Raw genomic sequence first — 17,104 nt, 5'->3', positions numbered from 1 at the left:
TCTTTAACGTTTTCTTGACGCCGGATACGGGGATCATCCTCCTCGCGGACGCCCCGCCGCCGTCCCCGTGAACAGCGCGGCTCCGCCACGGCCGGGGGGACGGCTTTCGGATACCGCGTCAGGGGCGGCGGGGTGCTGCGCCTATGGTTGCTCCCAGCACTCCTGGATCAGCCTGCGCCTCGAAGGACAGCGATGCCCTCCAACACAACCGCCTCTTCCCCCAAGAAGAAGAAGGGGCGACGCGCCCGCCTGCTCGTGATTCTGTTGGTGCTGGCGCTGCTCGGCGGCATCGGATACGGCGGGTACTGGGGTGTCAGTACCGTGCGCGCCTCCTTCCCGCAGACCACCGGCACGATAGAGATCCCTGGCCTCCGCGGCGAGGTCGAGGTCAAGCGCGACGACTTCGGCATTCCGCAGATCTACGCCGACACCGATGAGGACCTCTTCCGCGCCCAAGGCTTCGTCCATGCCCAGGACCGCTTCTGGGAAATGGACGTACGCCGGCACATGACGTCCGGCCGGCTCTCCGAGATGTTCGGTGAGGACCAGGTCGAGACCGACGCCTTCCTGCGCACGCTGGACTGGCGCGGAGTCGCGCAGAAGGAATACGACGAGAAGCTCACGCCGGAGACGAAGAACTACCTCAAGGCGTACGCGGCCGGGGTCAACGCCTATATGGAGGGCAAGGGCGCCGAAGAGCTGTCCGTCGAGTACGCGGCGCTCGCCTTCACCAACGACTACCGGCCCGAGCCGTGGACCCCGGTCGACTCGGTCGCCTGGCTCAAGGCCATGGCGTGGGACCTGCGCGGCAATATGCAGGACGAGATCGACCGCTCGCTGCTGACGAGCAGGCTGAACGAGAAGCAGATCAAGGAGCTGTATCCGGCCTATCCGTACGACCGGAACAAGCCGATTATGGATCGGGGCGGGATCGACCCGGTCACCGGGAAGTTCGACCCCGAGGCCGAGCCGTCGGGCTCCGTGGGTACGCAGGGGACCCCGGGCACCCAGAGCGCCCAGGGGACCCCGGGCAGTCAGAGCGCCCAGAGCACCCAGGGCACCCAGGGCACGGGCGGAAACACCGGCGCCTCCACCGGCACCACCGACCCCGGCGGCACTCCCGCCGACGCCACCCAGGGCCTGACCACCCAGCTCTCCGCGCTCTCCGAGACCCTCGACACCATCCCCGCGCTGCTCGGGCCGAACGGCAACGGCATCGGCTCGAACTCCTGGGTCGTCTCCGGCGAGTACACCACCACGGGCAAGCCGCTGCTGGCCAACGACCCGCACCTGGCCCCGCAGCTTCCGTCCCTCTGGTACCAGATGGGTCTGCACTGCCGGAAGGTCTCCGCCTCCTGCCAGTACCAGACGGCCGGCTTCACCTTCTCCGGAATGCCCGGCGTGGTCATCGGCCACAACCAGGACATCGCCTGGGGCCTCACCAACCTGGGTGCCGATGTGACCGATCTCTACCTGGAGAAGCTCACCGGCAGCACCTACCAGGTGGGCGACGAGCAGAAGGAGCTGACCACCCGCAAGGAGGTCATCGAGGTCGCGGGCGGCAAGCCCAAGACGATCACGGTCCGCGCCACCGAGCACGGCCCGCTGGTCTCCGACCGCGACTCCGAACTGGAGCAGGTCGGCCAGAAGGCCCCGGTCTCCAACGCGGCGCCCGACCGCGCCACCGGATACGCCGTCGCCCTCCAGTGGACCGCGCTCCAGCCCGGCAAGTCCATGGACGCCATCTTCCAGCTGAACCGGGCGAACGACTTCGACTCCTTCCGCGCGGCGGCCAGGAACTTCGAGGTCCCCTCGCAGAACCTGATCTACGCGGACAGCGAGAACAACATCGGCTACCAGGCACCCGGCAAGATCCCCCGGCGCGCCGCGGGCGACGGCTCGGCGCCCGCGCCGGGCTGGGACCCGAAGTACCGGTGGAAGGGGTACGTCCCCTTCGACGAGATGCCGTACGAGCTGAACCCTGAGCGCGGCTACATCGTCACCGCCAACCAGGCCGTCGTCGACGCCGACACGTACCCGTACCTGCTCACCGAGGACTACGGCTACGGCGCGCGCAGCCAGCGCATCAACAACCTCATCGAGTCGAAGATCAAGGGCGGGGGGAAGATCTCCACCGAGGACATGCGGACCATGCAGATGGACAACGCGAGCGAGATCGCCAAGCTCCTCACCCCCTATCTGCTGAAGATCGACATCGACGACCCGCATGTCCGTGAGGCGCAGAAGCTGCTGGAGACCTGGGACTACACCCAGGAGCCGGACTCGGCCGCCGCCGCCTACTTCAACGCGGTCTGGCGCAATGTCCTCAAGCTCTCCTTCGGCAACAAGCTGCCCAAGGAGCTGCGGGTGGAGGGCGAGTGCCTGAGCGTCCGCCCGGCCGAGAGCACCGTCCCCGACGACCAGCTCAACGAGCGGGTGATCGAGTGCGGTGAGCGCGACGCCGACTCCGCGCAGCCGGACGGCGGAGACCGCTGGTTCGAGGTGGTCCGCAACATGGTCAAGGACGAGAAGAACCCCTGGTGGCGCTCGCCCGAGAACCGTTCGGGCAAGGCGACCGACACCCGGGACGAGCTGTTCGCCCGGGCCATGAAGGACGCCCGCTGGGAGCTGACCGCCGAACTCGGCAAGGACATCGACAGCTGGAGCTGGGGCAGGCTGCACCAGCTCACGCTGAAGAACCAGACGCTCGGCACGGAGGGCCCCGGCCTCCTCCAGCACCTGCTCAACCGCGGCCCGTGGAACCTGGGCGGCGGCGAGGCCACCGTCAACGCCACCGGCTGGAACGCGGCGGCCGGCTACGACGTCGTCTGGGTGCCCTCGATGCGGATGGTCGTCAATGTCGGCGACTGGGACAAGTCGGACTGGATCAACCTCTCCGGCGCCTCCGGCCACGCCTACAGCGCGCACTACACCGACCAGACGGACAAGTGGGCCGGCGGTGAGCTGCTGGACTGGTCCTTCAGCGAGAAGGCGGTGGAGACGAACACCGTCGACACCCTCACGCTGAAGCCGTAAACCTCCGCACCCCCTCGGGGGTGACCACAGCCTGTACGGGGTGGTCGTGCGGCTCCTCCGGGACCCGCGCGACCACCTCGTTCGCGTACAGCAGCACCACCAGCGCCGGGTGCGCGCCCGCCGCCGCGAGCCGGGCGAGCACCCGGTCGTAGGAACCGCCGCCCCGGCCGAGCCGCATGCCCCGGCCGTCCACGGCCAGCCCGGGCAGCAGAACGGTGCCGGCGGTCAGCACCCCCTCGGGGCCGAGGCGCGGACCGTCCGGCTCCAGCAGCCCGCGCCCGGCGGCCACCAGCCGGTCCGCGCCCCGGTACTCGCCCCAGTCCAGGTCGTCGTCGTCCATCAGCACCGGCAGCAGGACGCGCACGCCCCGCTCGCGCAGCGCGTCGAGCAGCTCACGGGTGCCCGGCTCGCGCCCCACGGAGACATACGCGGCGACGGTGGCCGCGCCGGACAGCTCCGGAAGGAGCAGCGCGCGGCGCGCCAGGGCCGCCCCGGACGCGCGGACCTCCTCGGGCGGGAGCAGTCGGCGGGCGTCCAGCAATTCGCGGCGAATTGCCCTTTTCTCGGTCATGTCCTGGCTCACTGTCGGGTCGAGGGCCTGCGGTCTGTGGATATCCGGGTCACCGGGGTTCGCCGGAGGGTTTTCCACAGGCTCGTTCCGGGTGCCGGTCCACCGGATATTGTGCTGAACATGAATCAGTCGAACACCAGGATCAGCAAGGCGGTCATCCCCGCCGCCGGCCTCGGCACGCGCTTCCTGCCTGCCACCAAAGCCACTCCCAAGGAGATGCTGCCGGTCGTCGACAAGCCCGCGATTCAGTACGTGGTGGAGGAGGCCGTGGCGGCCGGCCTCTCCGATGTGCTCATGGTCACCGGCCGCAACAAGCGCCCTCTCGAGGACCACTTCGACCGCAACTACGAACTGGAGGAGGCGCTGACCCGCAAGGGCGACGAGGAGCGCCTCAAGAAGGTCCAGGAGTCCAGCGACCTCGCCACCATGCACTATGTGCGCCAGGGCGACCCGCGCGGCCTCGGCCACGCCGTGCTGTGCGCCGCTCCGCACGTCGGGGACCAGCCCTTCGCCGTCCTCCTCGGCGACGACCTGATCGACCCGCGCGATCCGCTGCTCGCGCGGATGGTCGAGATCCAGGAGCGGGAGGGCGGCAGCGTCATCGCCCTGATGGAGGTCGACCCCGCGCAGATCCATCTCTACGGCTGCGCCGCCGTCGCGCCCACCGGCGAGTCCGATGTGGTGCGCGTGACCCGGCTGGTGGAGAAGCCCGACGCGGCGGACGCGCCGAGCAACCTCGCCATCATCGGCCGCTATGTCCTGGACCCGGCCGTCTTCGCGATACTGCGGGAGACCGAGCCCGGCCGGGGCAATGAGATCCAGCTCACCGACGCCCTGGAGAAGCTCGCCGGGGACGAGTCGATCGGCGGCCCGGTCCACGGCGTCGTCTTCACCGGCCGCCGTTACGACACCGGCGACCGCGGCGACTATCTGCGGGCCATTGTCCGGCTCGCGTGCGAACGTGAGGATCTCGGCCCCGAGTTCCGGAGCTGGCTCCACACCTATGTGACCCGGGAGATGTGACGCGGTGAGCAGCACGAGCTGGTCGGTGGACGACCACCTGGAGGACATCCTCGCGGCGATCCGCCCGCTCGACCCGATCGAGCTCCAGCTCATGGACGCCCAGGGCTGTGTCCTGGTGGAGGACGTCACCGTCCCGGTCGCCCTCCCGCCGTTCGACAACAGCTCCATGGACGGATACGCGGTCCGCGCCGCCGATGTCCAGGGGGCGAGCGAGGAGTTTCCCGCCGTCCTCACCGTGATCGGCGATGTGGCGGCCGGCGGCGGCGGGTCACTCACCGTCGGCCCCGGCACGGCCGCCCGGATCATGACCGGCGCCCCGCTGCCGCCCGGCGCGGAGGCCGTCGTCCCGGTCGAGTGGACCGACGGCGGCACGGGTGGCGGAGCGGCCACCGCGATGCGCCCCGCGGGCCGGGACCCCGAGGGCGCGCGCGGGGAGGTCCGGGTCCACCGGCCCGCCGCCGAGGGCGCGCACATCCGCTCGCGCGGCAGCGATGTGAAGGCCGGTGATCTGGCGCTGGCCCGGGGGACGGTGCTCGGCCCGCCGCAGATCGGGCTGCTCGCCGCGATCGGCCGCGGCAGTGTCCGGGTCAGGCCCCGGCCCCGGGTGGTGGTCCTCTCCACCGGCAGCGAACTGGTCCAGCCCGGCGAGGGCCTCACCGAGGGCCAGATCTACGACTCCAACAGCTATGCCCTCGCCGCCGCCGCCCGGGACGCCGGCGCCCTCGCCTACCGTGTCGGCGCCGTCACCGACGACGCCGACACCCTGCGCGCCACCATCGAGGACCAGCTGATCCGCGCCGATCTGCTGGTCACCACGGGCGGGGTGAGCGTCGGCGCCTATGACGTCGTCAAGGAGGCGCTCTCGCCCGTCGGCGACGAGGAGAACCCCGGCAGCGGGATCGACTTCCGCACCGTGGCCATGCAGCCCGGCAAACCCCAGGGCTTCGGCACCATCGGCCCCGACCACACCCCGCTGCTCGCCCTCCCGGGCAACCCGGTCTCGTCGTATGTCTCCTTCGAGCTGTTCGTACGGCCCGCGATCCGCACCCTCATGGGTCTGGAGGACATCCACCGCCCCTCCGTCCGGGCGGTTCTGAAGGCGGATCAGCCGCTCGCCTCCCTCCTCGGACGGCGGCAGTTCCTGCGCGGTACGTACGACCCCGGCTCGGGCACCGTCACCCCCGTGGGCGGTGCGGGCTCCCACCTGGTCGCCGCCCTCGCCCACGCGGACTGCCTGATCGTGGTGGCGGAGCCGGACACCTCGGTCGAGCCGGGCGCGGAGGTCGAAGTGGTCCTCATCGGATGACCCGGTCGCCGGGGAGGTACCGTGTCTGCCCACACGGGCCCCTACGGCCCCGAGGGCCTGGACCGGGAGCGGCGAGAGCGACATGAACAGCGACGGCAGGCTGACGCATATCGACGATGCGGGGGCCGCCCGCATGGTCGATGTCTCGGCGAAGGACATCACCGCGCGCACGGCCCGCGCCACCGGCCGGGTGCTGGTCTCCCCCCGGGTGGTGGAGCTGCTGCGGGGCGAGGGAGTCCCCAAGGGGGACGCGCTCGCCACCGCCAGGATCGCCGGCATCATGGGCGCCAAACGGACACCCGAACTGATCCCGCTCTGCCATCCGCTGGCGGTCTCCGGGGTCACGGTCGATCTCTCCGTCGCCGACGACGCGGTGGAGATCGCGGCGACGGTGCGGACCACCGACCGCACGGGAGTGGAGATGGAGGCGCTCACCGCGGTGTCGGTGGCGGCGCTCACGGTCGTCGACATGGTGAAGGCGGTCGACAGGGCAGCGGTGATCACCGAGGTCCGGGTCGAGGAGAAGACCGGCGGCACGTCGGGCGCCTGGAGCCGCTCATGACCACCCCGTCCCCCGGCGCCACCTCCGGGCCCGGCTCCGATCCGGCCTCCGGCGCCACCCCCGCGCCCGGTATCCCCCCGGAGCCCGGCGCCGTGCCCGCCGCCGGCCGACGCGCGCTGGTGATCACCGCCTCCAACCGGGCGGCGGCCGGGGTCTACGAGGACCGGGGCGGACCGATCCTGGCCCGGGGGCTGGCCGCGCTCGGCTTCGCCGTCGAGGGGCCCTGGGTCGTTCCCGACGGCGCACCCGTCGAACAGGCCCTGCGCGCCGGGGTGGACGCCGGGCACGACGTGATCCTCACCACCGGCGGCACCGGTCTCTCGCCCACCGACCGCACCCCGGAGGCGACGGCGGCCGTCCTCGACCGGGAGATCCCCGGCATCCCCGAGGCGATCCGCGCGCACGGCCTGGCCAAGGTGCCGGCGGCGGCGCTCTCCCGGGGGCTGGCCGGAATCGCCGGCCGCACCCTGATCGTCAACCTCCCCGGCTCGACGGGCGGGGTCCGGGACGGTCTCGCCGTCCTGGAGCCGCTGCTGTCGCACGCGGTGGACCAGATCCACGGCGGCGACCACCCGGCGCCGGCGCCCCCGGTTCCGGGCACGCCGGGCCCGGGCACTCCCGGGAGCCCGAGCTGAACGCGCCCTGGCCGGTGGTGCTGAGGGACGGGGACATCGTCCTGCGCCCGATAAAGCCGCGCGACCAGCGGGCCTGGCGCGAGGTGAACCAGCGCAACCGCGACTGGCTCCGCCCCTGGGAGGCGACGATCCCGCCGCCCGCGCCCGGCACCCCCCTCGCCCAGCGCCCCACCTACCGCCAGATGGTCCGCCATCTGCGGGCCGAGGCCAACGCGGGCCGGATGCTGCCCTTCGTCATCGAGTACCGGGGCCGGCTGGTGGGTCAGTTGACCGTGGCGGGCATCACCTGGGGCTCGATGTGCTCGGGCCATGTGGGCTACTGGGTGGATCGCGAGGTCGCGGGCCGGGGTGTGATGCCCACGGCCGTCGCCCTCGCGGTGGACCACTGCTTCGAGTCGGTCGGGCTCCACCGCATGGAGGTCTGCATCCGCCCGGAGAACGGCCCGAGCCGCCGGGTGGTGGAGAAGCTCGGCTTCCGCGAGGAGGGCATGCGCCCCCGCTATCTGCACATCGACGGAGCGTGGCGGGACCATCTGGTCTTCGCCCTCACCGCCGAGGAAGTCCCCGAGGGGCTGCTCCGCCGCTGGCAGCGGGCGGGGCGGGTCCAGGGAACCTCACCCCGCCGCCGGAAAATCGAATAGATATTCGAAGGTGATCGATATGGACCGTCGTTTGATCGGAACAGCCATAAAAAAAGTCAGTGATATTAGCGGGATCACGCGACACACCGGGCCAATTGGCGTATCCCGTTGTGGGAATCCCTCTACGGTGTGACCGTGAGCAGCAGCGGCCTCATCTACGCAGTCATCGTCGGGGCCTGGGCCGCCTACCTGGTGCCGATGTGGCTCCGCAGGCAGGACGAGTTGAACGAGGCTCGTCCGACGGAACGCTTCTCCACCGCCATCCGGCTGCTGTCCGGACGCGGGGCGATGGAGCGCCGGTACGCCAAGGAGCTGCGGGAACGCACCGCGGAGCAGCCCGGTCCCGACGTGGACCCGGACGCCGTCACGGACCGCCTGAGTACCGTGGACGTCCGGGCCTTCGCCGCGCCCCGGACCGATGTCCGGCTCGACGGCCAGGCGGCGGCGCCGGAGCGGGCGGCGCAGCCGAGACCCGCCCAGCAGCAGCCGGACCGGCCGTCCCGGGCGCGCCGTCAGCGTCCGCGCCCCAGCAGCGCGGCCACCGAGCGCGCCCGCCGGGGCAAGGTCCTGGCCCGCCGCCGGCGCACCACCACGCTGCTCTTCCTGGCGTTCACCCTCGGCTCGATCGTGGCCGCGGTCGGCGGCCTCGGCTTCCTCTGGGCACCGGCGCTCCCCGCCGTGCTCCTCAGCGCCTACATCGTGCATCTGCGCGCCCAGGAACGGCGCCGGTTCGTGGTGGTCATGGACCGCCGCCGCGCGGAGGTCGCGGCCCAGCGGCTGCGCGAGAACCGCCCCCGGCGCCACCAGCCCCCGTCGGCCGGCCCCGCCGAGGCGGACGGGGAGCCCGAGCCCGGCCCCGAGCCGGAGCCGGTGCGGCTCTCCCCGCAGGCGGCCGACCGCCGCGCGCTGGTCGAGCAGACCGACCACGCCGAGTGGGTGGACCAGCAGCGCGACCGGGGTCCCGTCTCGGGCGCGAGCTGGGAGCCGGTCCCGGTGCCGCTGCCGACCTATGTCACCGCGCCCGTCGCCCCCCGCGCGACCAGCGGTGTGGACCTGAGCGACCCCGAGACCTGGAGCTCCGCCCGCTCCTCGACGGCCTCCGCCGGGGACCAGCCCGCCCCGCCCGCTCACGCGGCCCCGCCCGCCGAGCCCGACCGCTCCCGCCGCACCCCGCCCCCGAAGCGCACCACCCGCGACCGGGGCCGCACCCCGCTCTTCGACCAGTACGCGGAGGGCGACGACCGCCGCCCCCGCGCCGCCAACGAATGACACCGGCGGCGCTCCCCGCCCCTCCGCCGTGGTCCCTGTGACCAGCGAAGGAACGGATTTCCGAGCACCCCGGTGGGGATGCTAGAGTTTCACTCGTTGCAAGGGCCTGTGGCGCAGTCTGGTAGCGCACCTCGTTCGCATCGAGGGGGTCTGGGGTTCAAATCCCCACAGGTCCACCGCAAGGCCGTTCTTGAGTCAGCTCAGGAGCGGTAACGAAATCCCGTCCGATCATTGAGATCGGGCGGGATTTTGTCGTTTCCGGTGCTCGTTCGATGGCTGTTCGGGGTGGTGGTCGGCGGCATGCTGGGCGTGGGGGCGGTTCGGTTTGCAGGTGCGGTCCCATACGGAGCTCAGGCAGCGGCTGTGCTGCCGGAACTTGGCGGTCTTCAGATCGCCGCCGGTATCGGCCGGGACGCTGATCGACGAAGCGCCACAAACGGGAGGCAGCTCCTCCTTCGCCTTCGGGGCCAGCCACTCGTTCTCGGGCAACTGGACCGTGGGCCGGGCGGCGGGGTGGCTGGCGCGAGAGCGCGTGTCGGCCGGCTTGATCACAGCCTGAGGCGGGCCGGAGGTGCGCGGGCCCTGGGGGCGGAGGCGGTCCCGTCATGGGCAGTTCACCGACGGGGAGGGCCCGGCCGCCGGGCACTGCGGGCGAATCGTGCCGCGAGTGTCGGCGTTCTGTTTGAGCTTGAGGAAGTACGGCTCGCGCTTGGTGATGGCTTCGGCGAGTTCTTCACCGCGCAGGCGTACGGTTTTGTCGTCCGCGCGGTGGGTCGCGCTGGCCAGGGCTGCGGGGATGTGCGGGCAGGCGAGGGATCCATCGACGAGTACGGCTCCCTGCCGGCTTCCCTGGACTCCGCGGTCCTCGGCCTTGTAGTCCAGGGCGAGGCGGTAGCCGAGCCGGCGGGCGGGGATCTGGAAGTTGTGCGGTGCGCATCCGGTGCAGGCGCGGTCGGCCGCGCAGGTGCCGGTTGGCAGCCCGAGTTCGGCGAGGTGCCGCAGCAGGGTGATCGCGTTGGGCCCGGTGCGGACGGTGGGGGTTTCCAGTACGAGTCCGAGACACAGTCGCGGGTACTCCACCAGCCCTTGGGCTTTCCCCGCCGGCCTGGGCGGTCGGGTGTGGGCGGCGACCAGGAGGGTGGCGGCCAGGAGGGTGGCGCTGTATCCGAAGACGCCTTTGTCGGATCCGCCGCTGAAGTGCCAGCCCGCGGTGATCTCCACCGAGGCGGTTCCGGTGTACTCGCTGTCCGGTTCGGCCATGACCGGGACCGCCGTCGCGTCGACGCCGACGTCACCGCGCCAGGCCCGCAGGTAGCCGCGCTCCCTCGCCAGTCGCACGGTTACCAGGACGAGGTCGTTTGCCAGACGTTGGAGCCGGTCCGCAGCCGCGCGTCCGCCCTCGGTCTTCCGGACTGCGGTGTGAGCGTCGGCGTCCGCCTGAGGCAGGCGGCTGCGCCGGTCGCAGCGTGCCGGGTCCAGGGCGGTGGTGATCCGGTCCAGCCCTCGGTAGAGGCGGCGGCCGGTCGCGATGCCTTCCCGGGCCGTTGCCGGCGGCTGCTCGGGGATGCCCAGCCAGGCGCGGGCTGTGGGGGCGCGGCCGGGACGGGGAGCCGACGGACTGCCCGGCACCGGCCCCTGGGGCACTCGGCCGGTGCGCGGGCCGAAGGGCCCGGTCGCTCAGGTTCCGCCGGGTTTGCCCGTCGAGACCAGCAGGAGGACGGACGAGCCCGGTGCCACCGGTTCTGCGCCGCCCCGGGGCTGACTGCTGATCACCTGCCCGGCGGGAGCGTTCCAGTCCGTGTGCCGCATGATCGTGCAGCTCAGTCCGAGTCCGCGCAGCAGGCTTCCGGCCTGTTCGACCGGCATGCCGGCCAGGTCCGGCAGCGCGATGCCCGCTCCCGCGGTCTGCTCCTGCTCCTGTGCCGGAGTCGCATCGGCGCTTCCGCTCTTGGGGGTGCCGGTGGCGAGCGGGGCGCACGCCCCGTTCGCCGGTGGGGACAGGGACGGGGAGGCGCCGGGCGCGGGCGGCACGGGCTTCAGCGCGAAGAACCCCACCGTGGCGCACGCCAGCACGCAGCACGCCGCAGCGGTGCCGAGGAGCGCCCGGCGGGGGCGGCTGCGGCTGACGGCTCGCTCGATCGCGGCCGCGTCGACGACCGGCGCCGTCGGCCCGTCGGCGAAGGAGGCCACCGCGGCACGCAGCTCGGCTTCGAGGCCCGGCTCGAACGGGGCCGGTCCGGACGACGTGTTCCTCACTTCGTACCTCCGAAAGCGGCCGACGGCGTGTGCGGCGCCTGGGCGCCCGATACGGAATCGCGCAGCTTGGCCAGGCCGCGGGCGAGCTGGGACCTCACCGCACTCGAAGAGATGTCCAGGACGTCGGCGACCTGCCGGGCGTCCAGATCGTGCAGGTAGTACAGGACCACCACGCTGCGCATGCCCATCGGCAGCCCGAGCAGTGCCTCGATCAGTTCCGCGCGCAGATCCACCTGCCCGAACCGGTCCCGGGGGTCGGCCGTCTCGGGCACCCCCGACAGCCCGGGGCGCTCGCCCCGGCGCGACAGCCGCCGCCAGCGGTCGTTGGCCAGGTTGACCAGCACTTTGCGCACGTACGCCTCCGGCGAGTCCGCCACCGCGACCTTCCGCCACTGTCGGCACGCCCGCTCCAGCGTCTCCTGCACCAGATCCTCGGCCACGTGCACGTCACCGGTCAGCGCATACGCGGTGCGGAACAACGCTCCCGACCGCTGTGCGACGAACTCCGTGAATCCGATGCCCGGACCGCTCCTGCGAAACCTCACCCGCCGACCTCCTCTCCTCGTCCCGTCCCGATCACTGCCCCCATGACGGCGGAACGGGGACGGGTGCTGCACCGAGCCGCCGGCCGTGACGTGAATCACAGCCGGGACGGAAGGGTGTCCCAGGACCTCGCGCCGCTGCCGCCCGGGGTGCGGGCGGGGCCCGGCGAAGCGGGGGGCCGCCGGGCGGGCGGCCCGCAGTCGGCCGAGAAGAACGGGGGCGCCTCGTGCCAGATGCTGCGTTCGCCGACGTCGGCGACGGGAAGGGCCAAGCCCTCGGTGGTAGGCATGGAACGCGGGCTCACGCCTTCAAGATCGTCTCACTGCCCCTTGTGGGCTCACCTTGGCTGGACCCCCAGACGGGATCCGATCCCGACGAGCAGCCGCTGGACGCCCTCCTCGTCACCGTCGAACACTTCGCGTTCTGCCCGGACAACATCTGGCAAAGCTCCCGACCCCACACCCTCGCCTCATGCGCCGAACAACTCGTCGACAACCACGCCTGGAAGTTCTGGTGGGACTGAGGCCACGCCAACCGGGAGACGATCAGCTCAAGTCTGCGTCGGCCCAGGAGTCCCGCTCAACTCACCGAGTTGAGCGGGATTTCCTGTTTTCGCGTTCCCGGGTCCACGAGGCTGTCGAGGGGTGACCCGCCGCGCCGGCGGGTCACCCCGTGTCTCACGCCAGCGGCTTGAAGAAGCAGCGGCTGCTGTCGTACTCCCGGTAGTGGCCGAACTTCCGGGGCGCGGGCACATAGCCCGTCGAGGTGTAGAGGGCTATCGCCTCCGGCTGCTGGTCGCCCGTCTCCAGGACCATGCGGGTGCGGCCGGCGGTGCGGGCGTTCTGTTCCAGGGTGGTGAGGAGACGGCGGGCGAGGCCGAGGCCGCGGGCCTCGGGGATCACGTACATGCGCTTGAGCTCGGCGTCGCCGTTCTCATAGCCCTCGCCGTCCTCCTCCATCGCCCGCCAGCCGCCGGTCGCCACCGGGCGGTCGTCGGCGTCGTAGGCGATGAGATAAAGGCCACTCGGCGGGGCGAACATCGCCGGGACGAGAGGGGTCTCGTCGCCCTCTCCGTCGCCGTACCGCTCGATGTATTCGAGCTGTACCTGGTCGCTGAGCTTGACCGCGTCGGGGTGGTCGAACGGGGTGGGTCGTACATCCATATGGGCGATCGTACGACGGTGCGAGATGTGGGTGTTCGTGGTGGTCCTGGGTATCGTTCCGGGATGCTCACCGTGACTTCCGTGAATGTGAATGGTCTCCGCGCCGCCGCGAAGAAGGGCTTTGTGGAGTGGCTGGCCGGGACCGACGCCGATGTGATCTGCCTCCAGGAGGTGCGGGCCGAGCCCGGGCAGCTCCCGGAGGCGGTGCGGCGGCCCGATGGGTGGTTCACGGCGCACGCCCCGGCGCAGGCGAAGGGGCGCGCGGGCGTCTCGCTCTACACACGGCGCGAGCCGGACGAGGTGCGCACCGGATTCGGGTCGGCCGAGTTCGACGGGAGCGGGCGGTACATCGAGGCCGATCTGCCGGGGATCACCGTCGCGAGCCTCTATCTGCCCTCCGGCGAGGTGGGGACCGAGCGGCAGGACGAGAAGTACCGGTTCATGGACGCCTTCCTGCCGTATCTGCGCGAGCTGCGCGCCCGGTCCGCCGAGACCGGGCGTGAGGTCGTGGTCTGCGGCGACTGGAACATCGCCCACCGGGAGGCGGACCTCAAGAACTGGCGCGCCAACCGCGGGAACGCCGGTTTCCTGCCCGAGGAGCGCGCCTGGCTCTCGCGCGTCCTGGACGAGGCGGAGTACGTGGACGTGGTGCGCGCGCTCCACCCCGAGCAGGAGGGCCCCTACAGCTGGTGGTCCTACCGGGGGCGCGCCTTCGACAACGACTCGGGCTGGCGCATCGACTACCAGATGGTGACGCGCGGGCTGGCCGAGCGGGCCGTCAAGGCGTTCGTGGAGCGGGCCGCCGCCCACGAGGAGCGGTGGAGCGACCACGCGCCCGTGACGGTGGTGTTCGAGTAGCCCCGGCGGCCGGGGTCATCCGGCGGCGTCCGGCGCCTGTCGCAGGCGCCGGTCCAGCGCCATCGACAGCTCCGCGTCGATCACGCTCCTCGCCAGCGGGCGCAGCCGGGCCTCCCCCGTCTCCGGGGCGTGCTTCCGCACCAGGTCCGTGAACAGCTCGGCGAGCGCGTCCGCGTGGGCGCGCACCTCGCGGCCGGCGTCCAGCACCGCCGAGAGGGGCACCCCCTCCCGTACCAGCGCCGAGGAGACATCGAGCAGCCGGCGGCTGATGTGCACGATCCGGTCGCCGTCCGTCGCGAGATATCCCAGCTCCAGCGCGGTCGCCAGATTCTCCGGGGTGGTCTCGCCCGCGAAGCGGTCGGCCAGCTCCTCGGGGGTGAGCGTCACCGGCGGCTCCTCGCCGGGCTCGCCGAGGCCGAGCACCTCGCCCACGTCCCGGCCGCTCTCGAACGCGGTCGCCAGATCGGCGATGCCGTTGAGGGTGTGCCCGCGCTCCAGGAGCGCGGCGATGGTCCGCAGCCGGGCGAGGTGGTGGCCGTCGTACCAGGCGATCCTGCCCTCCCGGCGGGGCGGCGGCAGCAGCCCCCGCTCGCGGTAGAAGCGCAGGGTGCGCACCGTGATACCGGCCTCGCGGGCCAGTTCCTCCCTGCGGTACTCGCGTCCGTCCGCCACGTCTGCCACGGGAGGAAGCCTAGTTGTACGGCCGGTAACTTGGCGCGTCCTAGCCCTACCGCTCGGTATGCCGCTGCCCTACGCTCCCCATTGTGCCAGTGATTGCTGGCAAGGTCAGGGCGTTCACTGGGAGGCGGCATGAGCCGGAATCAGGAGCACCAACAGCACGTGCGGGTCGCGGTCATCGGCTCGGGATTCGGCGGGATCGGCGCGGCCGTGCGGCTGCGCCGCGAGGGGATCACCGATTTCGTGGTCCTGGAGCGCGCCGACTCGGTCGGCGGCACCTGGCGCGACAACAGCTATCCGGGCTGCGCCTGCGATGTCCCCTCCCACCTCTACTCCTTCTCCTTCGCCCCCAATCCCGACTGGCCCCGCACCTTCTCGGGCCAGGGCCACATACGCGCCTATCTGGAACATGTCACCGATGTCCACCGGCTCCGCCCCCATCTGCGCCTCGGCCACGAGGTGGAGATGATGACCTGGGACGGCGAGGAACTGCGCTGGGTCATCGAGACCAGCCGGGGCGGCTTCACCGCCGATGTGGTGGTCTCCGCGACCGGGCCGCTCTCCGACCCCAGGGTCCCCGAGGTCCCCGGGCTCGACACCTTCCCCGGCAAGGTCTTCCACTCCGCCCGCTGGGACCACGGCTACGAGCTGCGCGGCAAGCGCGTCGCCATGATCGGGACCGGGGCGTCGGCGGTCCAGATCGTGCCCGCGATCCAGCCCGAGGTGGGGCGGCTGACCCTCTTCCAGCGGACGCCGCCCTGGGTGCTGCCCAAGCTGGACCGGCCGATCACCGGCGCGGAGCGCTGGCTGCACCGGCAGCTGCCGTTCACCCAGTCCCTGCGCCGGGGCGCGCTCTGGGGCATCCGGGAGCTCCAGGTCTCCGCCTTCACCAAGCAGCCGGGCCGACTCGGTCCGGTGGAGGCGCTGGCCAGGGCGAACCTCGCCAAGTGGGTCAAGGACCCGGTGCTGCGGGCCGCGCTCACCCCCTCGTACCGCATCGGCTGCAAGCGGATACTGCTCTCCAGCGACTACTACCCGGCCATCGTCCGGCCCAATGTGGACGTGGTGACCTCCGGGCTCGCCCAGGTGCGCGGCTCGACCCTGATCGCCTCGGACGGGACCACCGCCGAGGCCGACGCCATCGTCTTCGGCACCGGGTTCCGGGTCACCGACATGCCCATCGCGGACCGGGTCGTCGGCGTCGGCGGGACCACTCTCGCCGAGGCGTGGAAGGACGGGATGCGGTCGCTGCGCGGGGCGACCGCCGAGGGCTTCCCCAACTGGATGACGATCATCGGTCCCAATACCGGGCTCGGGAACTCCTCCATGATCCTGATGATCGAGTCCCAGCTGAACTACATGGCCGACTATCTGCGGCAGCTCAGCGTCCTCGGCCGCCGCACCGCGCTCGCGGCCCGCCCCGGCGCCGTGGGAGCGTGGAACCGGCGCGTACAGGCGCGGATGACCCGGACGGTGTGGAACACCGGCGGCTGCGACAGCTGGTATCTGGACGCCAGTGGGCGCAACACCACCGTCTGGCCCGGAACCACCGGGGAGTTCCGGCGGCTGACCCGGGAGGTGGACCTCGCGGAGTACGACATCCTCCGCGCGGCGCCACGGACACGGGCGGAGGCGGCACCGGTCGAGGAGCGGATCGCATGAGCAGGGTGAGTCTGGACGGACAGGTCGCCGTGGTCACCGGGGCCGCCCGGGGAGTGGGCGCGCTGCTCGCCCGCAAGCTCTCCGCGCGCGGCGCCCGGGTGGCGCTGGTCGGTCTCGAACCCGACGAGCTGAGGGAGGTCTCGGGCCGGCTGCACACCGAGAGCCACTGGTGGTACGCCGATGTGACCGACCACGAGGCGATGGAGCGGGTCGCGGCGGAGGTCAAGGAGCGCTTCGGCAAGGCGGACATCGCGGTGGCGAACGCGGGGGTGGCGGCGGGGGGTCCGTTCGCCGGCTCCGATCCGGCGGCCTGGCGGCGGGTGATCGAGGTCAATCTGATCGGCAGCGCGGTCACCGGGCGGGTGTTTCTGCCGCTGCTGACCGAGAGCCGGGGGTACTTCCTCCAGATCGCCTCCCTGGCGGCGCTCGCGCCCGCGCCGATGATGACCGCGTACTGCGCCTCCAAGTCGGGGGCCGAGGCCTTCGCGCACAGCCTGCGCACGGAGGTGCGGCACCGGGGGGTCGGTGTCGGGGTCGCGTATCTGTCCTGGACGGACACGGACATGGTGCGCGGCGCCGACGAGGACGAGGTGATGCGGGAGCTGCGGCGCCGGCTGCCCTGGCCGGCGAACCGGACGTATCCGCTGGGGCCGGCGGTGGACCGGATCGTGGCGGGGATCGAGCGGCGCTCGGCGCATGTGTACGCGCAGGGGTGGGTGAGAGGGGTGCGGTGGGTGCGAGGGGGGCTGCCCGGGGTGATCGGGGTGGTGGGGGAGCGGGAGATGAGGAGAGTGGGGGTGAGGGCGGGGGAAGTGGGGAGGGGGTTGGTGGGGCTGGGGGGTGCCGCGGATACGGCTGCGCGCCGGCCCCGCTGATCGGGGGTGCCCCCAGCGGGGCTGTG

The 17,104-nt window shown here is 71.9% G+C and carries 19 protein-coding genes and 1 tRNA gene; 12 read left to right on the top strand and 8 right to left on the bottom strand.

What is annotated here, in order from left to right; genetic code table 11:
* Positions 1-192: 192 nt before the first annotated feature.
* A complete protein-coding gene (locus ACWCRA_RS24290; RefSeq protein ID WP_451068578.1) occupies positions 193-3,036 on the top strand; it encodes a penicillin acylase family protein in 2,844 nt (947 codons plus the stop codon).
* On the opposite strand, the gene ACWCRA_RS24285 is transcribed toward ACWCRA_RS24290, so the two are convergent.
* Positions 3,020-3,607: a 5-formyltetrahydrofolate cyclo-ligase gene (locus ACWCRA_RS24285; protein WP_351546621.1), complete on the bottom strand. Its 588-nt coding sequence runs from the start codon at positions 3,605-3,607 to the stop codon at positions 3,020-3,022. The genes ACWCRA_RS24290 and ACWCRA_RS24285 overlap by 17 nt on opposite strands.
* Before the next feature lie 120 nt (positions 3,608-3,727).
* Between ACWCRA_RS24285 and galU the strand changes: the two genes are divergently transcribed.
* From galU to ACWCRA_RS24250, 7 genes are all read left to right on the top strand, one after another.
* Positions 3,728-4,630: a UTP--glucose-1-phosphate uridylyltransferase GalU gene (gene galU, locus ACWCRA_RS24280; RefSeq protein WP_351546618.1), complete on the top strand. Its 903-nt coding sequence runs from the start codon at positions 3,728-3,730 to the stop codon at positions 4,628-4,630.
* 4 nt (positions 4,631-4,634) lie between these two features.
* Entirely contained in the window at positions 4,635-5,936 is a 1,302-nt protein-coding gene (gene glp / locus ACWCRA_RS24275; protein ID WP_351546616.1) for a molybdotransferase-like divisome protein Glp, read from the top strand.
* 82 nt (positions 5,937-6,018) lie between these two features.
* The gene (gene moaC / locus ACWCRA_RS24270; protein ID WP_351546614.1) at positions 6,019-6,498 is read left to right on the top strand and encodes a cyclic pyranopterin monophosphate synthase MoaC; all 480 of its coding nucleotides are present in this window, start codon (positions 6,019-6,021) and stop codon (positions 6,496-6,498) included.
* Positions 6,495-7,133 carry a MogA/MoaB family molybdenum cofactor biosynthesis protein gene (locus ACWCRA_RS24265; protein ID WP_451068577.1) on the top strand — a complete coding sequence of 213 codons (639 nt, stop codon included), beginning with the start codon at positions 6,495-6,497 and terminating at the stop codon, positions 7,131-7,133. The genes moaC and ACWCRA_RS24265 overlap by 4 nt, the downstream gene beginning before the upstream one ends.
* Positions 7,134-7,147: 14 nt before the next feature.
* Positions 7,148-7,774 carry a GNAT family N-acetyltransferase gene (locus ACWCRA_RS24260; RefSeq protein ID WP_351546609.1) on the top strand — a complete coding sequence of 209 codons (627 nt, stop codon included), beginning with the start codon at positions 7,148-7,150 and terminating at the stop codon, positions 7,772-7,774.
* A gap of 135 nt (positions 7,775-7,909) precedes the next feature.
* Positions 7,910-9,043 carry a divisome protein SepX/GlpR gene (gene sepX / locus ACWCRA_RS24255; RefSeq protein ID WP_451068576.1) on the top strand — a complete coding sequence of 378 codons (1,134 nt, stop codon included), beginning with the start codon at positions 7,910-7,912 and terminating at the stop codon, positions 9,041-9,043.
* 102 nt (positions 9,044-9,145) lie between these two features.
* Positions 9,146-9,219 (top strand) — tRNA-Ala (locus ACWCRA_RS24250).
* Positions 9,220-9,271: 52 nt separating this feature from the next.
* On the opposite strand, the gene ACWCRA_RS24245 is transcribed toward ACWCRA_RS24250, so the two are convergent.
* The 5 genes from ACWCRA_RS24245 to ACWCRA_RS24225 all read right to left on the bottom strand — a co-directional run bounded on the left by ACWCRA_RS24245 (position 9,272) and on the right by ACWCRA_RS24225 (position 12,131).
* A complete protein-coding gene (locus tag ACWCRA_RS24245) occupies positions 9,272-9,595 on the bottom strand; it encodes a hypothetical protein (RefSeq protein ID WP_451068575.1) in 324 nt (107 codons plus the stop codon).
* Positions 9,596-9,646: 51 nt separating this feature from the next.
* On the bottom strand, positions 9,647-10,381 hold the full coding sequence (locus ACWCRA_RS24240) for a hypothetical protein (RefSeq protein WP_451068574.1): 735 nt from the start codon (positions 10,379-10,381) through the stop codon (positions 9,647-9,649).
* A gap of 339 nt (positions 10,382-10,720) precedes the next feature.
* A complete protein-coding gene (locus tag ACWCRA_RS24235) occupies positions 10,721-11,299 on the bottom strand; it encodes a PASTA domain-containing protein (protein ID WP_451068573.1) in 579 nt (192 codons plus the stop codon).
* Positions 11,296-11,817 carry a SigE family RNA polymerase sigma factor gene (locus tag ACWCRA_RS24230; RefSeq protein WP_073785247.1) on the bottom strand — a complete coding sequence of 174 codons (522 nt, stop codon included), beginning with the start codon at positions 11,815-11,817 and terminating at the stop codon, positions 11,296-11,298. The genes ACWCRA_RS24235 and ACWCRA_RS24230 overlap by 4 nt, the downstream gene beginning before the upstream one ends.
* A gap of 122 nt (positions 11,818-11,939) precedes the next feature.
* Entirely contained in the window at positions 11,940-12,131 is a 192-nt protein-coding gene (locus tag ACWCRA_RS24225) for a hypothetical protein (protein WP_451068572.1), read from the bottom strand.
* 42 nt (positions 12,132-12,173) lie between these two features.
* On the opposite strand from ACWCRA_RS24225, the gene ACWCRA_RS24220 reads away from it, so the two are divergent.
* Positions 12,174-12,365, top strand: a complete 192-nt coding sequence (locus tag ACWCRA_RS24220) for a DUF4253 domain-containing protein (RefSeq protein WP_451068571.1) — start codon at positions 12,174-12,176, stop codon at positions 12,363-12,365.
* 154 nt (positions 12,366-12,519) lie between these two features.
* On the opposite strand, the gene ACWCRA_RS24215 is transcribed toward ACWCRA_RS24220, so the two are convergent.
* Positions 12,520-13,005 (bottom strand): GNAT family N-acetyltransferase, encoded by a 486-nt coding sequence (locus ACWCRA_RS24215; protein ID WP_451068570.1) that lies wholly within the window; start codon positions 13,003-13,005, stop codon positions 12,520-12,522.
* Between the two features lie 63 nt (positions 13,006-13,068).
* Between ACWCRA_RS24215 and ACWCRA_RS24210 the strand changes: the two genes are divergently transcribed.
* The gene (locus ACWCRA_RS24210; RefSeq protein ID WP_451068569.1) at positions 13,069-13,863 is read left to right on the top strand and encodes an exodeoxyribonuclease III; all 795 of its coding nucleotides are present in this window, start codon (positions 13,069-13,071) and stop codon (positions 13,861-13,863) included.
* 15 nt (positions 13,864-13,878) lie between these two features.
* Here ACWCRA_RS24210 and ACWCRA_RS24205 read toward each other — a convergent pair whose 3' ends face one another.
* Positions 13,879-14,535, bottom strand: coding sequence for a MerR family transcriptional regulator (locus ACWCRA_RS24205; protein ID WP_451068641.1), 657 nt, complete (start codon positions 14,533-14,535; stop codon positions 13,879-13,881).
* A gap of 138 nt (positions 14,536-14,673) precedes the next feature.
* Between ACWCRA_RS24205 and ACWCRA_RS24200 the strand changes: the two genes are divergently transcribed.
* Together ACWCRA_RS24200 and ACWCRA_RS24195 are read left to right on the top strand one after the other, a co-directional pair.
* Complete coding sequence (locus ACWCRA_RS24200; RefSeq protein WP_351546587.1) at positions 14,674-16,203, top strand: flavin-containing monooxygenase; 1,530 nt, start codon at positions 14,674-14,676, stop codon at positions 16,201-16,203.
* Entirely contained in the window at positions 16,200-17,078 is an 879-nt protein-coding gene (locus ACWCRA_RS24195) for an SDR family oxidoreductase (RefSeq protein ID WP_451068568.1), read from the top strand. The genes ACWCRA_RS24200 and ACWCRA_RS24195 overlap by 4 nt, the downstream gene beginning before the upstream one ends.
* Positions 17,079-17,104 lie beyond the last annotated feature (26 nt).

This window comes from Streptomyces sp. NPDC001889, assembly GCF_053594535.1.
The sequence above is the reverse complement of the archived record's forward strand: the minus strand, read 5'-3'. Positions and strand labels throughout refer to the sequence as shown.

Bases quoted from the DNA above. Each gene is read 5' to 3' on its own strand.
- ACWCRA_RS24290 (WP_451068578.1), top strand. From the start codon at position 193: ATGCCCTCCAACACAACCGCCTCTTCCCCCAAGAAGAAGAAGGGGCGA.
- ACWCRA_RS24285 (WP_351546621.1), bottom strand. From the start codon at position 3,607: ATGACCGAGAAAAGGGCAATTCGCCGCGAATTGCTGGACGCCCGCCGA.
- galU (WP_351546618.1), top strand. From the start codon at position 3,728: ATGAATCAGTCGAACACCAGGATCAGCAAGGCGGTCATCCCCGCCGCC.
- moaC (WP_351546614.1), top strand. From the start codon at position 6,019: ATGAACAGCGACGGCAGGCTGACGCATATCGACGATGCGGGGGCCGCC.
- ACWCRA_RS24265 (WP_451068577.1), top strand. From the start codon at position 6,495: ATGACCACCCCGTCCCCCGGCGCCACCTCCGGGCCCGGCTCCGATCCG.
- ACWCRA_RS24225 (WP_451068572.1), bottom strand. From the start codon at position 12,131: ATGCCTACCACCGAGGGCTTGGCCCTTCCCGTCGCCGACGTCGGCGAA.
- ACWCRA_RS24215 (WP_451068570.1), bottom strand. From the start codon at position 13,005: ATGGATGTACGACCCACCCCGTTCGACCACCCCGACGCGGTCAAGCTC.
- ACWCRA_RS24210 (WP_451068569.1), top strand. From the start codon at position 13,069: ATGCTCACCGTGACTTCCGTGAATGTGAATGGTCTCCGCGCCGCCGCG.
- ACWCRA_RS24200 (WP_351546587.1), top strand. From the start codon at position 14,674: ATGAGCCGGAATCAGGAGCACCAACAGCACGTGCGGGTCGCGGTCATC.
- ACWCRA_RS24195 (WP_451068568.1), top strand. From the start codon at position 16,200: ATGAGCAGGGTGAGTCTGGACGGACAGGTCGCCGTGGTCACCGGGGCC.